The organism is uncultured Cellulomonas sp. (assembly GCF_947494015.1).
Classification (GTDB): Bacteria; Actinomycetota; Actinomycetes; order Actinomycetales; family Cellulomonadaceae; genus Pengzhenrongella.
This window is the reverse complement of record NZ_CANLTL010000008.1, coordinates 1-14,679: the sequence shown is the minus strand read 5'-3', so window position 1 is coordinate 14,679 and position 14,679 is coordinate 1. Positions and strand designations below refer to the sequence as shown.

The window sequence follows — 14,679 nt, the reverse complement described above, 5'->3', positions numbered from 1 at the left end:
CAGCGAAGCGAGAGATCAATGACTGCCACCGTTACCGAGACCGGCTCCTCGCGATCCGGTCAGCCGACCATCGGCCGGGTCGCCCGGGTGATCGGTCCCGTCGTGGACATCGAGTTCCCGGCCGACGCGATCCCGGAGATCTACAACGCCCTCACGGTCGACATCGACCTCGCCTCCCGTGGCGAGGGCGAGGGCACGCTGACCATGACGCTCGAGGTCGCCCTGCACCTGGGTGACGCGCTGGTGCGCGCCATCGCGCTCAAGCCGACCGACGGCCTCGTCCGCGGCGCGATCGTGACCGACACCGGCCAGCCGATCAGCGTGCCGGTCGGGGACGTCACCAAGGGGCACGTCTTCGACGTGACCGGTGAGGTGCTCAACGCCAAGGAGGGCGAGCGCATCGAGGTCACCGAGCGCTGGCCGATCCACCGCAAGGCCCCGAACTTCGACCAGCTCGAGTCCAAGACCCAGATGTTCGAGACCGGCATCAAGGTCATCGACCTGCTCACGCCCTACGTCCAGGGCGGGAAGATCGGCCTGTTCGGCGGCGCCGGCGTCGGCAAGACGGTCCTGATCCAGGAGATGATCTACCGCGTCGCCAACAACCACAACGGTGTGTCGGTGTTCGCGGGTGTCGGCGAGCGGACCCGTGAGGGCAACGACCTCATCGAGGAGATGACCGACTCGGGCGTCATCAAGCAGACCGCGCTGGTGTTCGGCCAGATGGACGAGCCGCCGGGCACGCGCCTGCGGGTGGCGCTGTCCGCGCTGACGATGGCGGAGTACTTCCGCGACGTCCAGAAGCAGGACGTGCTGCTGTTCATCGACAACATCTTCCGCTTCACCCAGGCGGGGTCCGAGGTCTCCACGCTGCTCGGTCGCATGCCGTCCGCGGTCGGCTACCAGCCGAACCTCGCGGACGAGATGGGCCAGCTGCAGGAGCGCATCACCTCGACGCGCGGCCACTCGATCACGTCGCTGCAGGCCATCTACGTGCCCGCGGACGACTACACCGACCCGGCGCCGGCCACGACGTTCGCGCACCTGGATGCGACGACGGAGCTGTCCCGCGAGATCGCCTCGCGCGGTCTGTACCCGGCCGTCGACCCGCTGGCGTCCACGTCGCGCATCCTCGACCCGCGCTACGTCGGGCAGGAGCACTACGACACGGCGACTCGCGTGAAGTCGATCCTCCAGCGCAACAAGGAGCTGCAGGACATCATCGCGATCCTCGGTGTCGACGAGCTGTCCGAGGAGGACAAGACCGTCGTCGGCCGTGCGCGGCGCATCCAGCAGTTCCTGTCCCAGAACACCTACATGGCCGAGCAGTTCACGTCGGTCCCCGGGTCGACGGTCCCCATGTCGGAGACGGTCGAGGCGTTCTCGAAGATCGCGGACGGCGAGTTCGACCACATCTCCGAGCAGGCGTTCTTCAACATCGGTGGCCTCGAGGACCTCGAGCGCAACTGGGCGCGGATCCAGAAGGACTACGGGCTCTGACCCACGGTCCGACATCCGTCCTCGTCATCCGCACCTGAGCAAGGGGAGTACCTGTGGCACACCTGGAGGTCGACCTCGTCGCCGCCGACCGCACGATCTGGTCGGGGGAGGCGAGCATGGTCAGTGCACCTGCCGCCGACGGCGAGGTCGGCATCCTGGCCGGGCACACGCCGCTGCTGGCGGTGCTCCGGGCCGGGACGGTGCGGATCACCCCGCTCTCGGGTGAGGTGATCCGCACGCCGGTCGACGCAGGGTTCATCTCGGTGGACTTCGACAAGGTGACCGTCGTCGTGGACTTCGCCGACGACGCCTCCGGCACGGCCGAGTCCACGACCGGCTCCGCCGGACGCTGACCGGCGAAGGCCTGCCGGTGACCGGGACGCTGATCGCCGCCGTCCTCGGCGTGCTGCTGCTCGTCCTGGTCGTGACGGCCGCGCTGGGCGCGTCGCGCCTGCGCGTGCTGTCGGGGCGGATCGGCGCGTTCGAGTGCGGGACCCGTCCGGCCGGGTCCGCCTGGACCGCCGGCATCGCGCACTACGGGGCCGGCCGCATCGAGTGGTGGCGGTCGTGGTCGCTCGCGCCGCGACCGGCCCTGACCTGGTGGCGGGCCGACCTGGAGCTGCTGGGACGGGCCCCGCTCGACCCGGCCGACCCGGGCACGCTCGTGGTGCTCTGCCGGTACCACGGGGACGACCTCGAGCTCAGCATGTCCGCCGACGCCCTCGCCGGGCTGACGGCGTGGCTCGAGGCCGCGCCCCCCACCGACGCCCGCCGCGTCATCTGATCTGGAGGGTCCGTGCGTCTGGTCATCGCCCGCTGCTCGGCCGACTACTCCGGCCGGCTCAACGCCCACCTGCCGCTCGCGACCCGGCTCGTCCTGGTCAAGGCGGACGGCAGCGTGCTGCTGCACTCCGACGGCGGCTCGTACAAGCCGCTGAACTGGATGAGCCCGCCCTGCGCGCTCGCCGTCGCCGAACCCGACGACGAGGCGCGCACCCGCGGGGTCGAGCAGGTGTGGTCGGTCCAGCACCGCAAGAGCGACGACCGCCTCGTGATCGAGCTGCACGAGGTGCTGCACGACTCCGCGCACGACCTCGGCGTGGACCCCGGGCTGGTGAAGGACGGCGTCGAGGCGCACCTGCAGGTCCTGCTGGCCGCGCAGATCGAGCTGCTCGGCGCCGGCCACACCCTGGTGCGGCGCGAGTACCCCACCGCCATCGGGCCCGTGGACATCCTGGCCCGCGATCCCTCCGGGGCCACCGTGGCGGTGGAGATCAAGCGGCGGGGCGACATCGACGGCGTCGAGCAGCTCACCCGCTACCTGGAGCTGCTCAACCGCGACCCGCACCTGGCCCCGGTCCGGGGTGTGTTCGCCGCCCAGGAGATCAAGCCGCAGGCCCGGGTGCTCGCGGTGGACCGGGGGATCGGCTGCCTCGTGCTGGATCTGGACGCCATGCGCGGCCACGACGACGTCGGCTCGCGGCTGTTCTGAGCGTGCGGCGGTCCGGCGACCACGGACGGTGGCGCCGCTGGGCGATGATGGGCCGGTGACCGGTGCCGCCCCCCAGCCCCTCGTCCTGCGTGGCCGTGTCGTGACCCCCGACGCCGTGCTCGACGACGGCGCCGTCGTCGTCGACGGGGAGCAGATCGCCTGGGTCGGGGCCGTGCCGGCCGTGCCGCCGGCCCTCGCCGCCGCGGTGCGCGCCGCCCCCGCGCCCGGCGCCGGCACCACCCTGCTGCCCGGTCTGGTCGACCTGCACGACCACGGCGGAGGGGGTGTCTCGTTCCCCGACGCGACCACCGCCGACGAGGCGCTGCGCGCGGTGGGCGAGCACCTGGCGCACGGCACGACGTCGCTCGTCGCGTCCCTGGTCACCGCCGACCGCGGCACGCTGCTCACCCGCGCCGCGCTGCTCGCGGACCTCGCCGACTCCGGTGACCTGGTCGGCATCCACGCCGAGGGACCGTTCCTGTCGCCGGCACGGTGCGGAGCGCAGAACCCGGCCGACATGCTCGACGGCGACCCGGGGCTGGTGCGCGAGCTCGCCGCCGCGGCGCGCGGGCACCTCGTGACGATGACCGTGGCTCCGGAGGTCGAGGGCGTGCGCGGGGGCGCGGGCGTCCTCGCGACGCTCGCCCAGGTGGGGGCGGTGCCGTCGATCGGCCACACCGACGCCTCCGCGGAGGTCGTCGACGACGCCGTCGCCCAGGCGCGGTCCGCGCTCGGCCGCCCGGGGACGCGCTCGCCGCGGCCGACCGCGACCCACCTGTTCAACGGCATGCGGCCGCTGCACCACCGCGACCCCGGCCCGGTGGCCGCGTGCCTGGCCGCCGCGTCCCGCGGCGACCTCGTCGTCGAGCTCGTCGCGGACGGCACCCACCTGGCCCCCGGCACCGTCCGGGCGGTGTTCGACCTCGTCGGGCCGGACGCGATCGCCCTGGTCACCGACGCGATGGCGGCGGCCGGCATGGCCGACGGCAGCTACCGGCTCGGACCGGTGCATGTGCGCGTCGTGGACGGCGTCGCACGCCTCGTGGACGGCGGCGCGATCGCCGGCGGCACCGCCCATCTGCTCGACGTGGTCCGCGCCACGGTGGCGGCCGGCGTCCGCCTCGAGCACGCGGTCCGCGCCGCCAGCCTCACCCCGGCGGGGGTGCTCGGCCGCGCGGACCTCGGTGCGCTCGCACCCGGGCGACGCGCGGACGTCGTCGTGGTCGACGGCGGGCTCATGCCGCTCGGCGTGCTGCGGGCCGGGCGGTGGGTCGTGCCCGTCGGCGACCGGGCAGACTCCCGCTGAGCGTGGGCCGGTGCCCGGCCGTGCGCCCGCTGGTCGCGGTCCCGCCCCGACGTGTGGAAGCGGTGCCGCACCCTCTACGGTGAGGCTGGCACCGGCGCGTGCACACGACGTACCGGCCCGCCCCACCGACATCGCACCGAAGGGTCACGCCCGCATGAGCAGCGCACGCACGTTCCCGCCCGAGTTCCTGTGGGGCTCGGCCACGGCCGCCTACCAGATCGAGGGCGCGGCCACGGAGGGTGGCCGGGGTCCGTCCATCTGGGACACGTTCAGCCACACACCGGGCAAGACCCTGAACGGCGACACCGGGGACGTCGCGGCCGACCACGTCCACCGGTTCCGCGAGGACGTCGCCCTCATGAAGGACCTCGGCCTGCAGGCCTACCGGTTCTCCATCTCGTGGCCGCGGGTGCAGCCGGGCGGCTCGGGGGACTTCAACCCCGAGGGCATCGCGTTCTACTCCGACCTGGTCGACGCGCTGATCGAGGCCGGCGTCGCGCCGGTCGTGACGCTGTACCACTGGGACCTTCCCCAGCCCCTGGAGGACGCGGGCGGCTGGGCCAACCGCGAGACGGCGTACCGCTTCGCCGAGTACGCCGAGCGGATGGCGCGCGAGCTCGGCGACCGCATCACCGTCTGGACGACGCTCAACGAGCCCTGGTGCTCGGCGTACCTGGGCTACGGATCGGGGGTGCACGCACCGGGCCGCACCGACGGCGCGGCGGCGCTGGCCGCGGTGCACCACCTCAACCTCGCCCACGGGCTGGCCGGCCGCGCGATCCGCGGCGTGCTGGGTGACGGGGCCAAGCTGTCGATCACCCTCAACCTGCACGTCGTGCGCCCCGACGACCCGTCGTCGGCCGACGACCTCGACGCGGTGCGCCGGATCGAGGCGCTGGCCAATCGGGCCTTCCTCGGCCCCATCCTGGACGGCGCCTACCCGGGCGACCTCGTCTCCGACACCGCGTCGGTCACCGACTGGGCGTTCGTGCAGGACGGCGACCTGGAGATCATCCGCACGCCGCTGGACGTGCTGGGCGTCAACTACTACTCCACGGTGCGCGTGCGCCACTTCGACGGCACCGGCGAGCGGCCGGAGAACGACGGGCACGGCGCGTCGGCCGCGAGCCCGTGGATCGGTGCGACCGACGTCGCGTTCGTCCAGCAGCCCGGTCCGTACACGGCGATGGGCTGGAACATCGAGCCGTCCGGTATGACGGAGCTGCTCATGTCGGTGCACGCGACGTACCCCGACCAGCCGCTGATGATCACCGAGAACGGTGCGGCGTTCGAGGACGAGGTCGGCGCCGACGGACGCGTGCACGACGAGCGTCGGGTGTCCTACCTGCACGACCACATCGACGCGGTGGGCGCGGCGATGGACGCCGGCGCGGACGTGCGCGGCTACTTCGTGTGGTCGCTCATGGACAACTTCGAGTGGGGCTACGGGTACGACCGGCGGTTCGGGATCGTCCGGATCGACTACGACACCCTCGAGCGGATCCCCAAGGACTCGGCCCACTGGTACCGCGAGCTGGTGCGCACCCGCACGCTGCCGTCGGTGGAGTCCGCCGCCCAGCTCGGCTGACCCTCGGCCGCCGCCGAGCGGGTCGGCCGACGACGCCCGCGGCGCACGGTGAGCGCCGCGGGCGTCGTCGTGCCCGACCGGGGAGGATGGCACCATGCCCAGCAGCCGCAGGTCCAAGCGACGCCCGTGGACCGAGCCGCACCCCGAGCTCGACGTCCAGCGTGCGACCGGGGGCCGCCGCAGCGAGGACGCGCCCGACGGCTCCTGGACCGTCCAGCACGTGCGCGGGTCGACCAAGTCCTACCGGTGCCCGGGCTGCCAGCAGATGGTCGCGCCGGGGACGGCGCACGTCGTGGCCTGGGCGCAGGACGGGCTGTTCGGGCAGGACCAGGCGGTCGCGGACCGACGGCACTGGCACACCGCGTGCTGGCAGCTGCGTGCCCGACGCCGCCCGCGCTGAATCACGGCCCGTCGGTAGGCTCCGTGCGATGAGCACCCACGACGCCGGCACAGCCCCGGCCACGTCGGAGATCCGGTCCCTGACGGTGCTGCCCGCTCGTCGCCAGGACGTCGAGCTGCACACCGCCGACGGGCTCACCCTGGTCGGCGAGCTCGCGCTGCCGGCGGACCGGCCACCGGCCGCGACCCTCATCACGCTGCACCCGCTGCCGACCCACGGCGGGTACATGGACTCCCACGTGCTGCGCAAGGCGGCCTGGCGGCTGCCGGCGCTCGCCGACCTGGCGGTGCTGCGGTTCAACACCCGCGGCACGAGCTCGCCGCGCGGCACGAGCGAGGGCGCCTTCGACGGCGGCGGGGCCGAGCGGTTCGACGTCGCGGCCGCCATCGAGCTGGCCGAGTTCCGTGACCTGCCGCGGCGCTGGCTGGTCGGGTGGTCCTTCGGCACCGAGCTCGCACTCATGCACGGGCACGACCCCGCCGTCGACGGCGCGATCCTGCTCTCCCCGCCGCTGCACCGCGCGACCGACGCGGACCTCGACGCGTGGGATGCGTTCGGCAAGCCGCTCGTCGTGCTCGTCCCCGAGCTGGACGACTACCTGCGGCCCGAGGCGGCGCGGGAGCGCTTCGCCCGGGTGCGGCAGGCCGAGGTGATCGGCGTCGACGGCGCCAAGCACCTGTGGGTGGGGGAGTCCTCGGTGCGGCGGGTGCTCGACGAGGTCGTCGCCCACGTGCTGCCCGGGCATCCCACGCCGCTGCCGACGACCTGGGACGGTCCGGTCGAGCAGGCCACCGACGACGACCAGACCCGCTGACGCGCCGCCCGACGCCGACGCGCACCCCGACCCGGGAGGACCGACGGCCATGACCACCCGCGAGCCCCTCGCCCGCCACACCTACGCGGACGGCAGCGGCGCACCGCTCGTGCTGCTGCCCAGCTTCCCGCTGAACCGGCGGATGTGGGACGACGTCGCCGCGCTGCTGCCGCGCGGGCGCACCGTGCTCGCCGTCGACCCGCCGGGCTTCGGTGCCTCCCCCCCGCCCGAGAGGATGGCGGATGCCCTGGGCGCCGATCCGCAGCCGTCGCTGGAGACGGTCGCCGACGCGGTCGCCGCGACGCTGCGCGCCACCGGCGTCGACCGGGCCGTCGTCGCGGGCCTGTCGATGGGCGGCTACGTCGCGATGGCGCTGCTCGAGCGCCACCCCGGCCTCGTCGCCGGGCTCGGGCTGCTGAGCACCCGGTCGACCCCTGACGACGACGCCGCACGGGCGAACCGGCACCGGGTGGCCGACGCCGTCGTGGCCGCCGGCACGCTCGACGAGCTCGCCGGGACCCCGCGCGCGCTCCTCGGGGCCGACAGCCGGGTGGGGCGGCCGGACCTGCTGGAGCGGATGGCCCGGTGGATCGGCGACGCGAACCCCCACGGCGTCGCGTGGGCCCAGCGGGCGATGGCCGCCCGGCCCGACCGGACCGCCGTGCTGACGGGGTTCGCGGGCCCGGCCGTGGTCGTCGTCGGCGACCAGGACGAGGTCACGCCGGTGCCCGCGGCCCGGCACATGGCCGGCGCCCTGATCGACGCCGAGCTCGTCGTCGTGCCCGGCGTCGGGCACATGACGAGCCTCGAGGACCCGGCGTCCGTGGCCTCGGCGCTCGGCCGGCTGCTGGCGCGCGTGGCGGACGCCGACCGGGCCTGACCCCGGGCGGTCAGGCGCCGCCCGACAGGACCCGCGCGAGCGCGTCGGCGAGGTCGATGGACTCGCCGTCGCGGGCGCCCTTGCCCAGGACGAGAGGCGGGTCGCTGGCCGCGGGGGACACGCCCGCGAAGCGCGCCCGCAGGCTTGCCGGGACGGTCAGCACGTAGAACTGCCCGTCGGTCGCGACGGCCACGCTCTCGTTGCGCCGCAGGTACCAGCCCCGCAGCGGCGTGCGGTACCGCGAGCGCCCGTCGTAGCTGCGGGCGGCCAGCGCGGTGGGCCTCAGGCCCCGGGCGGCGGCCTGCTCGACGAACTCGTCCAGCAGGGTGCGCGCCTGGGCCGTCTCGGACTGCCGGCGTCGCTCGAGCGCCTCGGCGTGCACGTCCGCGGCCTCGTGACGCTGCGCGCGCCAGGATGCCGGGTCGTCCCCGGGTGCGGGCGTGGCGGCACCGGCGTCGCTCATCGCGGGGTCGCCGCGTCCTCGGGTCCGGCGTCACGGGCGTCGCCGGACGGCTCGGCCCGGGACGGCTCGTCGTCGGTGACCGGCACCTCGGCGGTGTCGGCCGAGTCGGCCGAGTCGGCGCCCTCGGTCGCGTCGGCGCCCTCGGCGGAGTGCTCGTCGGACGACGACACGCGCGCGCCGGCCGCGTCGCCGTCGCCGGCGACCTGCGCCCCTTCCGCGCCGGTGCCCGGGCGATCGACCTCGTCGGCGTCCATGGGCACCGAGACGTCGTCACCGGTGGCCGTGGCGAAGCGCTCCTGCGCCTGGCTCGCGCGGTCCAGCACCGCACGGCTCGGCGTCGGGTCGTCGCCGAGCAGCGAACGCAGCTCGTCGAGGTACGCGGCGATCGCCTCCCGCTGGCGGTGGAGGTCGTCGACCTGACGCTGCGCCGTGGTCCGTGCCGTGTGCGCGGTCGTGGTCGCCTCGCCGATCGTGCGGTCGGCCGCCTGGCGCGCCTCGGTGACGATGCGGTCGGCGTCGTGCCGCGCGGCGGCGAGGACGTCGCGGGCCTGGGCGTCGGAGTCACGACGGACCCGCTCGGCCTGCTCCAGGGCCCGGACCACCCGCTGCTCGGCCTCGGCCGCGTGCGCCTCCGCCTCCGCGACCAGCCGCGCCGTCTGCTCGCGGGCGGCGTCGTGCCGCTCGGCGTCGGCCCGCTCGGCCGCCTCCCGCAGCCCGGCGATGTCGACCTCGGCCTGCGCGACGGCGCGGCGGGCGCCGTCGAGCAGGGCGTCCGCCTCCACCTGGGCGGCCTGCACGAGGTCGGCCGCCGCACGCTGTGCCTCTGCCCTGATCCGCTCGACGTCCAGCCGGGTCGCCTCGCGCTGCTCCGCGGTCTCCCGCTCGGCGGCCGCGCGCTGCTCGCCCGTCTCCAGGGCGGCCACGGCCCGCAGGTCTGCGGTCTCACGCTCGGCCGTCTCGCGCGCGTGGGCCAGCTCGCGGTCGACGCCGGACCGCTGCTCGGCGGTGTCCCGGTCGGCCGCCGCGCGCAGCCCGGCGGCGTACTGCTCGGCCTCCGTGCGCACCGCCGCCGACTCCGCCGCGGCACGCTGCCGCAGGGTGGTCGCCTCCCGCTCGGCGGCGGTCCGCACCGCCTCGACGTGCGCGAGACCCTGGGACCGGGCCGTCTCGACCTCCGTCTCGACCCGCTGGCGCAGCTCGGCGACCTCCGCCTCCGTCGTGGACCGGAGGCCGGCGACGTACCGCTCCGTCTCCTGGCGCAGGGCGGCGAGCTCGCGCTCGGTCCGGGTGCGCAGCTCCGAGGTGTCCGCGTCGACGGTCCGGCGCAGCTCCGCCGCCTCCTGCTCAGCGGCCGACCGCCACTGGGCCGCGTCCTCCTGGGCCGCCGCGCGCACCTCGGCCGCCGCCTGCTCGGTCGCCACCCGCAGCTCGGTGAGCTCACGCTGCACGGTCGCCCGGGTGCTGCCGATCTCGCGCTCGAGGCCGGCCCGGCGCTCCGCGTCCTCGGTGGTGGTGGCGCTGTGGATGCGCGCGGCCTCGCGCTCGGCGGAGCCGACCAGCTCCTCCGCACGGCGGGCGGCGTCGCCCAGCGCACCCTCGGCGTCGGCGTGCCCCGCCGACCGGATCTCCTCGACCTCGCGGCGGGCCGCGGCGATGGTCTCGGCCGCCTCCCGCTCGGCGCGCTCACGGAGCTGGGCTGCGGCGACGTCGGCCCGGGACACCGCGTCGCGCGCCTGCTCGTTGGCGCGTGCGACGACGTCGGCGGACTGCTCCTCGGCGGTCCGCAGGAGCTGCTCGACCCGCGCCCCCAGGCCCGAGTACGTCGGCCGCTCCGCCTCCCGCAGCCGCAGCTGGGCGTCCGAGAGCTCGCCGCTGGCCTGCATGACCTTGGCGTCCAACGCCTCGACCTGGCCCCGGGCGTCGGCGAGCGCCTGCTCGAGCTCAGCCAGCCGCGCGTCGACCGGCCCCCGGTCGTAACCGCGGAAGCTCACCACGGGGAAGGTCGGTCGGTCGTCGGGCACGGGTCCTCCAGGTGGCGGTGCGGCTGCGGACCCGCCAGGGACCGCGGGCGGGGGTCACCGCGCGCGCCGTGGCCGACGGGCCGGTCGTCTGTCCTCAGCGTATCCGGCGGTCCGTCGGCCGGCAGGGTCGCCCTCGGACCGCCGACGGGCGGGCCGCCGGGGCCCGCCCGGTTCGGCCGCCGAGTCGCTGCGCACCTATCCTGGGGCGTCACCTTCCGGAAGGGCTCGTTCGTGCTGCAACGACTCATCGCCGCCGTGCTGGGCGTGCTCGGCCTGGCCGCGATCGTCCTGGGCATCGCCTCTGCGACCGCCTGGCGGGCCGACGACACGCTCACGGCGACCGCCACCGCCGCCGCCGGCACCACGCTGCTCACGACGGCGCCCGGCGTGCTCGAGATGGGCGACCCGCCGGTCAGCGTCCGGGCGACCGCCGACGACGGCACCAAGGTCGTCCTGGCGGTCGGTCGGGACACCGACGTCGACGGGTGGGTGGGCACGGACGCGCACACCGTCGTGACCGGGCTGCAGGACTGGCACACCTTCACCACCGACGACGTCGCCTCGACCGCGCCGGCCCCCGAGGTCGCCGAGGGTGAGGCCGCTCCAGCCGAGGAGGCGGCACCCGACGGTGAGGCGGCGCCCGCCACCCCCGCGCCGGACCCGGACGGCAGCGACCTGTGGGTCGAGCAGGCCAGCGGCGAGGGATCGGCGGAGCTGGTGTGGGAGCCGCAGCAGGGCCGCTGGACGCTGCTCGTCGCCACGGCGGGGGAGGGCGCCGGCCCGCCGACCGTCGAGCTGTCCTGGCCCCGGACGGTCACGACGCCCTGGCTGGTCCCCGGCGTCGTGGGGGGCGTCGTGCTGCTGCTGCTCGCCCTGCTGCTCGCGGTGCGCGCGAGCCGCGGGCCGCGCGCCGAGCAGTGGCAGGCCGTGACCACGGGAGCGACCCCGGTCGTCGCCGCCGACGGCGCAGGGGACGCTGCGGACCCCGGCGCGTCGCGCACCCGCCGCGAGCGACGGGAAGCCGCAGCGGCTGCCGCAGCGGCCGCCGCCGCGGCGCGTCAGGCCGCCCGGACGCCGCGCCCGTGGACGCCGCGCACGGGCGAGACCGCGGTCGTGGACCCTCGGCCGCACGCCGGCGGGGCCACAGCCATGGACCCGCACGCGGGCGTGACGCCGGACGTGCCCCCTGCAGGGTCGGACGCCGACGCGCCCACCGGCCCGACGGCCGAGGTCGCCGGCACCACACCTGCCGCGGCCCGACCGGTGGCGGCGACGGACGCGTCGGCGTCCGGCACCGCTGCGGACCGCCGTGACGGCGCCGCCCCGGCGCCCGGGCCGGCATCGCCTGCCGACGTGCCGGCGACCGATCCGGACGCGGCGGCGTCCACCGGTGACGGAGCCCACGATCCCGACAGCGGCGCTGATGCGTTCGACGGCGACCCGGGCGCCGGGACGGTGACCGGCCTCGACGGGGAGACCGGGGAGACCGGGGACACCGGGCTGACGCCGGCGCCGGCCGCCGGTGGCTCCCGTGCCGACGCCTGGCGACGCGCGTGGGGCTTCCCCGGCGCCGGCTCACCACCCCGCGAGCCCGAGCCCCGTGCCGACGGCCGCACCGACGGAGAGGACCACTGATGCGCACCGCCCAGCGGACGCGGCTCGGCCGGGTCGCGCTCGCGCTCACCGCCGGCCTCGCACTCACCGGGTGCGCAGCCGAGCTGCCGCAGCCGCAGGCACAGGCGCCCCTCGCCGTGCCGCCACCGGCCACGACGCTCGAGCAGTCCGACCGCATCCTCACCGCCATCGGTGACGTGCTCGCCAGCGGGGACGCGGCGCTGTCGACCGTGGAGCTGTCCGCGCGGGTCAGCGGGCCCGCCCTGACGTCGCGCGCCGCGGAGTACGCGGTCGCCGCGGCGACGGCAGGGGCGCAGCCGGTCACGCCCCTGCCCGTGCAGCCCCAGACGCTGGTCGTCCCGAACGCGACGCCCTGGCCGCGCACCCAGCTCGTGGTCACCGAGCAGCCCGAGGACCTCACCAGCCCGCGTCTGCTCGTGCTCCAGCAGCAGTCGCCCCGCGAGCCGTACACGCTGTGGGGCTGGGCGCGCCTGCTGCCGGGCGCCGAGATGCCGGCCATCGCGGCACCGACCGCCGGTGCGGAGGTGCTCGCCCCCGACGCCGCCGGGCTCGTCGCGACGCCGGCCGACGTCGTCGCCCAGTACGCCGACGTGCTCCTGAGCGGCGACGGCTCGGCGTTCGCGGCGTCCTTCGCGAACCCCGACCCCTACCGGGAGCGGATCGCGACCGGCCGTACCACGTCGGAGGGCATCGCCCAGGGCACCGGGACCTTCACCGAGACCTACGCGGCCGTGCCCGACCAGCTGGTCGCGCTGCGCACCGCCGACGGCGGGGCCATCGTCGTGGGCGGGATGACGACGACGTCGACCTTCACGCTGAGTGACGCGTCGCTCACGGCCACACCCGAGATCGCCGCCGTCTCCGGTGGCGCCATCCCGGCCGGGGCGGTGCTGCGCAACACGCTGGTGCTCGGCTACACCGACGTCGTCGTCTTCTACGTCCCGCCGGCCGGCGCGAACGCCCCGATCGAGGTGCTCGGTGCCGAGCACACCTACACGTCCGCCTCCGGCTCCTGAGCCGTCCACCGAGGAGATCGCCACCATGAGCCAGCCCAGCCAGCAGCCGCGCCTCGACGTCCGCGGCGCCGTCGACCTCTCCGCCCTGGCACGGCCCGCCGCGCCGCCCGCAGGCACCGCCGAGGGCGCCCCGGCACCGGGGCCCTACACCGTCGATGTCACCGAGGCGACGTTCGGCGACGTCGTCCAGAGCTCGACGCAGTACCCGGTCGTGGTGCTCCTGTGGTCCACCCGCAGCCCGGCCAGCATCGACCTGGCGCGTGACCTCGGCACGCTGGCCGAACGTGCGGCGGGCGCCTTCGCGCTCGCGCGGGTCGACGTGGACAGCAACCGCCAGGTGGCCGCCGCCTTCCAGGTCCAGTCCCTGCCGTCCGTCGTGGCGGTCCTGGCCGGCCAGCCGGTCCCGCTGTTCGAGGGCGTGTACCCGCCGGAGCAGATCGCCGCGGTGCTCGACCAGCTGCTCGCTGCGGCGGCGGCGAACGGAGTCACCGGGGCGGCTCCGCGGGGCGACGGTGCCGGTGAGGAGCCGGCCGAGGTGCCCGAGCCGGAGGAGCCGCCGCTCGCGCCGCTGCACCAGGACGCCTACGACGCCATCGAGCGTGGTGACCTGGACGCAGCAGTGGAGGCGTACACCCAGGCCCTGCGGGAGAACCCGCGCGACGCGATGGCCCGGGCCGGGCTCGCGCAGGTCGAGCTGCTCCGTCGCACGCAGGACGCCGACCTCCAGGCGGCCCGGGACGCCGCCGCCCAGGACCCGGCCGACGTCGAGGCCCAGCTCCTCGTGGCCGACCTGGACGTGCTGGGCGGCAAGGTGGAGGACGCGTTCGCGCGCATCATCGACGTGGTCCGGCGGACGTCCGGCGAGGAGCGCGAGCGGGCGCGGGTGCGCCTGGTCGACCTCTTCGAGGTGGTGGGCTCCGACGATCCCCGTGTCGGCCCCGCCCGGCGCGCGCTGGCGAGCGCGCTGTACTGACCGGCGGCCGGCCCGTCGGGGACCGGCAACCGGTCACGCACGGCGGCCCCCGCCTGCACTCGGGCGGAGACGCGCCCAGGGGTGGTGACGCCACGGGCAGCGACGGGGACGCCGGCAACGGCTTGGGGCGCTGTGACGCCCCGCTGCACGGAGAACGGCATGACGGAGGGTGAGCACGCGCCCAGCTCGCCGCCACCCGCGCGCCGCCCGGCACGCCGGGCGCCGAGGGCGCACGACCGGCGCTGCAGGCGCCCGCCGCGGGCGTCGACGCGGATCGAGGGCGTGTCTGCGGCGCAGACACGCCCGGGCGTGCATCAGTGCTGGTCAGCGGGGGTGATGGCGGTCACGGGGCGGTGGTTTTGACGGTGGCGGGGGGTGTGCGTAATGTTTCGCCTCGTCGCCCGGCAGGGAGGAACGGACACCGAGGCTCTTCGTGAGCGGGTGGCTGGTCCCGGGGTGGCTCCCCTGGTGGTGGTCTCTCGCAGCTGATGGTTGTGGGTGGATCGCGGTGTCGGGGGGTGGAATCGGTGGCTTGGCTGGGTGGTTGACGGTGGGGTGCTGGTTCGGGTAAGTTTGAGCGGTTGCCTCTTG

At 75.7% G+C, this 14,679-nt stretch carries 14 protein-coding genes; 12 read left to right on the top strand and 2 right to left on the bottom strand.

The genetic code is table 11. The features are described 5' to 3' along the window. Nucleotides 1–18: 18 nt before the first annotated feature. From atpD to Q0840_RS10330, 9 genes are all read left to right on the top strand, one after another. Nucleotides 19–1,500, top strand: a complete 1,482-nt coding sequence (gene atpD, locus Q0840_RS10370) for a F0F1 ATP synthase subunit beta (protein WP_298459388.1) — start codon at nucleotides 19–21, stop codon at nucleotides 1,498–1,500. Between the two features lie 53 nt (nucleotides 1,501–1,553). After that, the gene (locus Q0840_RS10365) at nucleotides 1,554–1,853 is read left to right on the top strand and encodes a F0F1 ATP synthase subunit epsilon (RefSeq protein WP_298459387.1); all 300 of its coding nucleotides are present in this window, start codon (nucleotides 1,554–1,556) and stop codon (nucleotides 1,851–1,853) included. Nucleotides 1,854–1,870: 17 nt separating this feature from the next. Continuing rightward, the gene (locus Q0840_RS10360; RefSeq protein ID WP_298459385.1) at nucleotides 1,871–2,284 is read left to right on the top strand and encodes a DUF2550 domain-containing protein; all 414 of its coding nucleotides are present in this window, start codon (nucleotides 1,871–1,873) and stop codon (nucleotides 2,282–2,284) included. Between the two features lie 12 nt (nucleotides 2,285–2,296). Next, a complete protein-coding gene (gene nucS / locus Q0840_RS10355) occupies nucleotides 2,297–2,992 on the top strand; it encodes an endonuclease NucS (protein ID WP_298459383.1) in 696 nt (231 codons plus the stop codon). Between the two features lie 55 nt (nucleotides 2,993–3,047). Beyond that, nucleotides 3,048–4,298 carry an N-acetylglucosamine-6-phosphate deacetylase gene (locus Q0840_RS10350; RefSeq protein ID WP_298459381.1) on the top strand — a complete coding sequence of 417 codons (1,251 nt, stop codon included), beginning with the start codon at nucleotides 3,048–3,050 and terminating at the stop codon, nucleotides 4,296–4,298. 154 nt (nucleotides 4,299–4,452) lie between these two features. After that, a complete protein-coding gene (locus Q0840_RS10345; RefSeq protein WP_298459379.1) occupies nucleotides 4,453–5,886 on the top strand; it encodes a GH1 family beta-glucosidase in 1,434 nt (477 codons plus the stop codon). Nucleotides 5,887–5,980: 94 nt separating this feature from the next. Beyond that, nucleotides 5,981–6,286 carry a hypothetical protein gene (locus Q0840_RS10340; RefSeq protein WP_298459378.1) on the top strand — a complete coding sequence of 102 codons (306 nt, stop codon included), beginning with the start codon at nucleotides 5,981–5,983 and terminating at the stop codon, nucleotides 6,284–6,286. A 28-nt stretch (nucleotides 6,287–6,314) separates the two neighbouring features. Continuing rightward, the gene (locus Q0840_RS10335; protein WP_298459376.1) at nucleotides 6,315–7,100 is read left to right on the top strand and encodes an alpha/beta hydrolase; all 786 of its coding nucleotides are present in this window, start codon (nucleotides 6,315–6,317) and stop codon (nucleotides 7,098–7,100) included. Between the two features lie 49 nt (nucleotides 7,101–7,149). After that, on the top strand, nucleotides 7,150–7,980 hold the full coding sequence (locus Q0840_RS10330) for an alpha/beta fold hydrolase (protein WP_298459375.1): 831 nt from the start codon (nucleotides 7,150–7,152) through the stop codon (nucleotides 7,978–7,980). A 10-nt stretch (nucleotides 7,981–7,990) separates the two neighbouring features. Here the strand turns inward: Q0840_RS10330 and Q0840_RS10325 are convergent, their stop codons facing one another. Together Q0840_RS10325 and Q0840_RS10320 are read right to left on the bottom strand one after the other, a co-directional pair. Beyond that, nucleotides 7,991–8,443 (bottom strand): hypothetical protein, encoded by a 453-nt coding sequence (locus Q0840_RS10325; protein WP_298459373.1) that lies wholly within the window; start codon nucleotides 8,441–8,443, stop codon nucleotides 7,991–7,993. After that, nucleotides 8,440–10,464 (bottom strand): hypothetical protein, encoded by a 2,025-nt coding sequence (locus tag Q0840_RS10320; protein WP_298459372.1) that lies wholly within the window; start codon nucleotides 10,462–10,464, stop codon nucleotides 8,440–8,442. Before Q0840_RS10320 ends, Q0840_RS10325 begins: the two co-directional genes overlap by 4 nt. A 231-nt stretch (nucleotides 10,465–10,695) precedes the next feature. Between Q0840_RS10320 and Q0840_RS10315 the strand changes: the two genes are divergently transcribed. The 3 genes from Q0840_RS10315 to Q0840_RS10305 are packed head-to-tail and all read left to right on the top strand — an operon-like array spanning nucleotide 10,696 to nucleotide 14,088. Beyond that, the gene (locus tag Q0840_RS10315) at nucleotides 10,696–12,099 is read left to right on the top strand and encodes a hypothetical protein (RefSeq protein ID WP_298459371.1); all 1,404 of its coding nucleotides are present in this window, start codon (nucleotides 10,696–10,698) and stop codon (nucleotides 12,097–12,099) included. Continuing rightward, nucleotides 12,099–13,115 (top strand): hypothetical protein, encoded by a 1,017-nt coding sequence (locus tag Q0840_RS10310; protein ID WP_298459369.1) that lies wholly within the window; start codon nucleotides 12,099–12,101, stop codon nucleotides 13,113–13,115. Before Q0840_RS10315 ends, Q0840_RS10310 begins: the two co-directional genes overlap by 1 nt. Before the next feature lie 25 nt (nucleotides 13,116–13,140). After that, nucleotides 13,141–14,088, top strand: a complete 948-nt coding sequence (locus Q0840_RS10305) for a tetratricopeptide repeat protein (protein ID WP_298459367.1) — start codon at nucleotides 13,141–13,143, stop codon at nucleotides 14,086–14,088. Nucleotides 14,089–14,679: the final 591 nt, after the last annotated feature.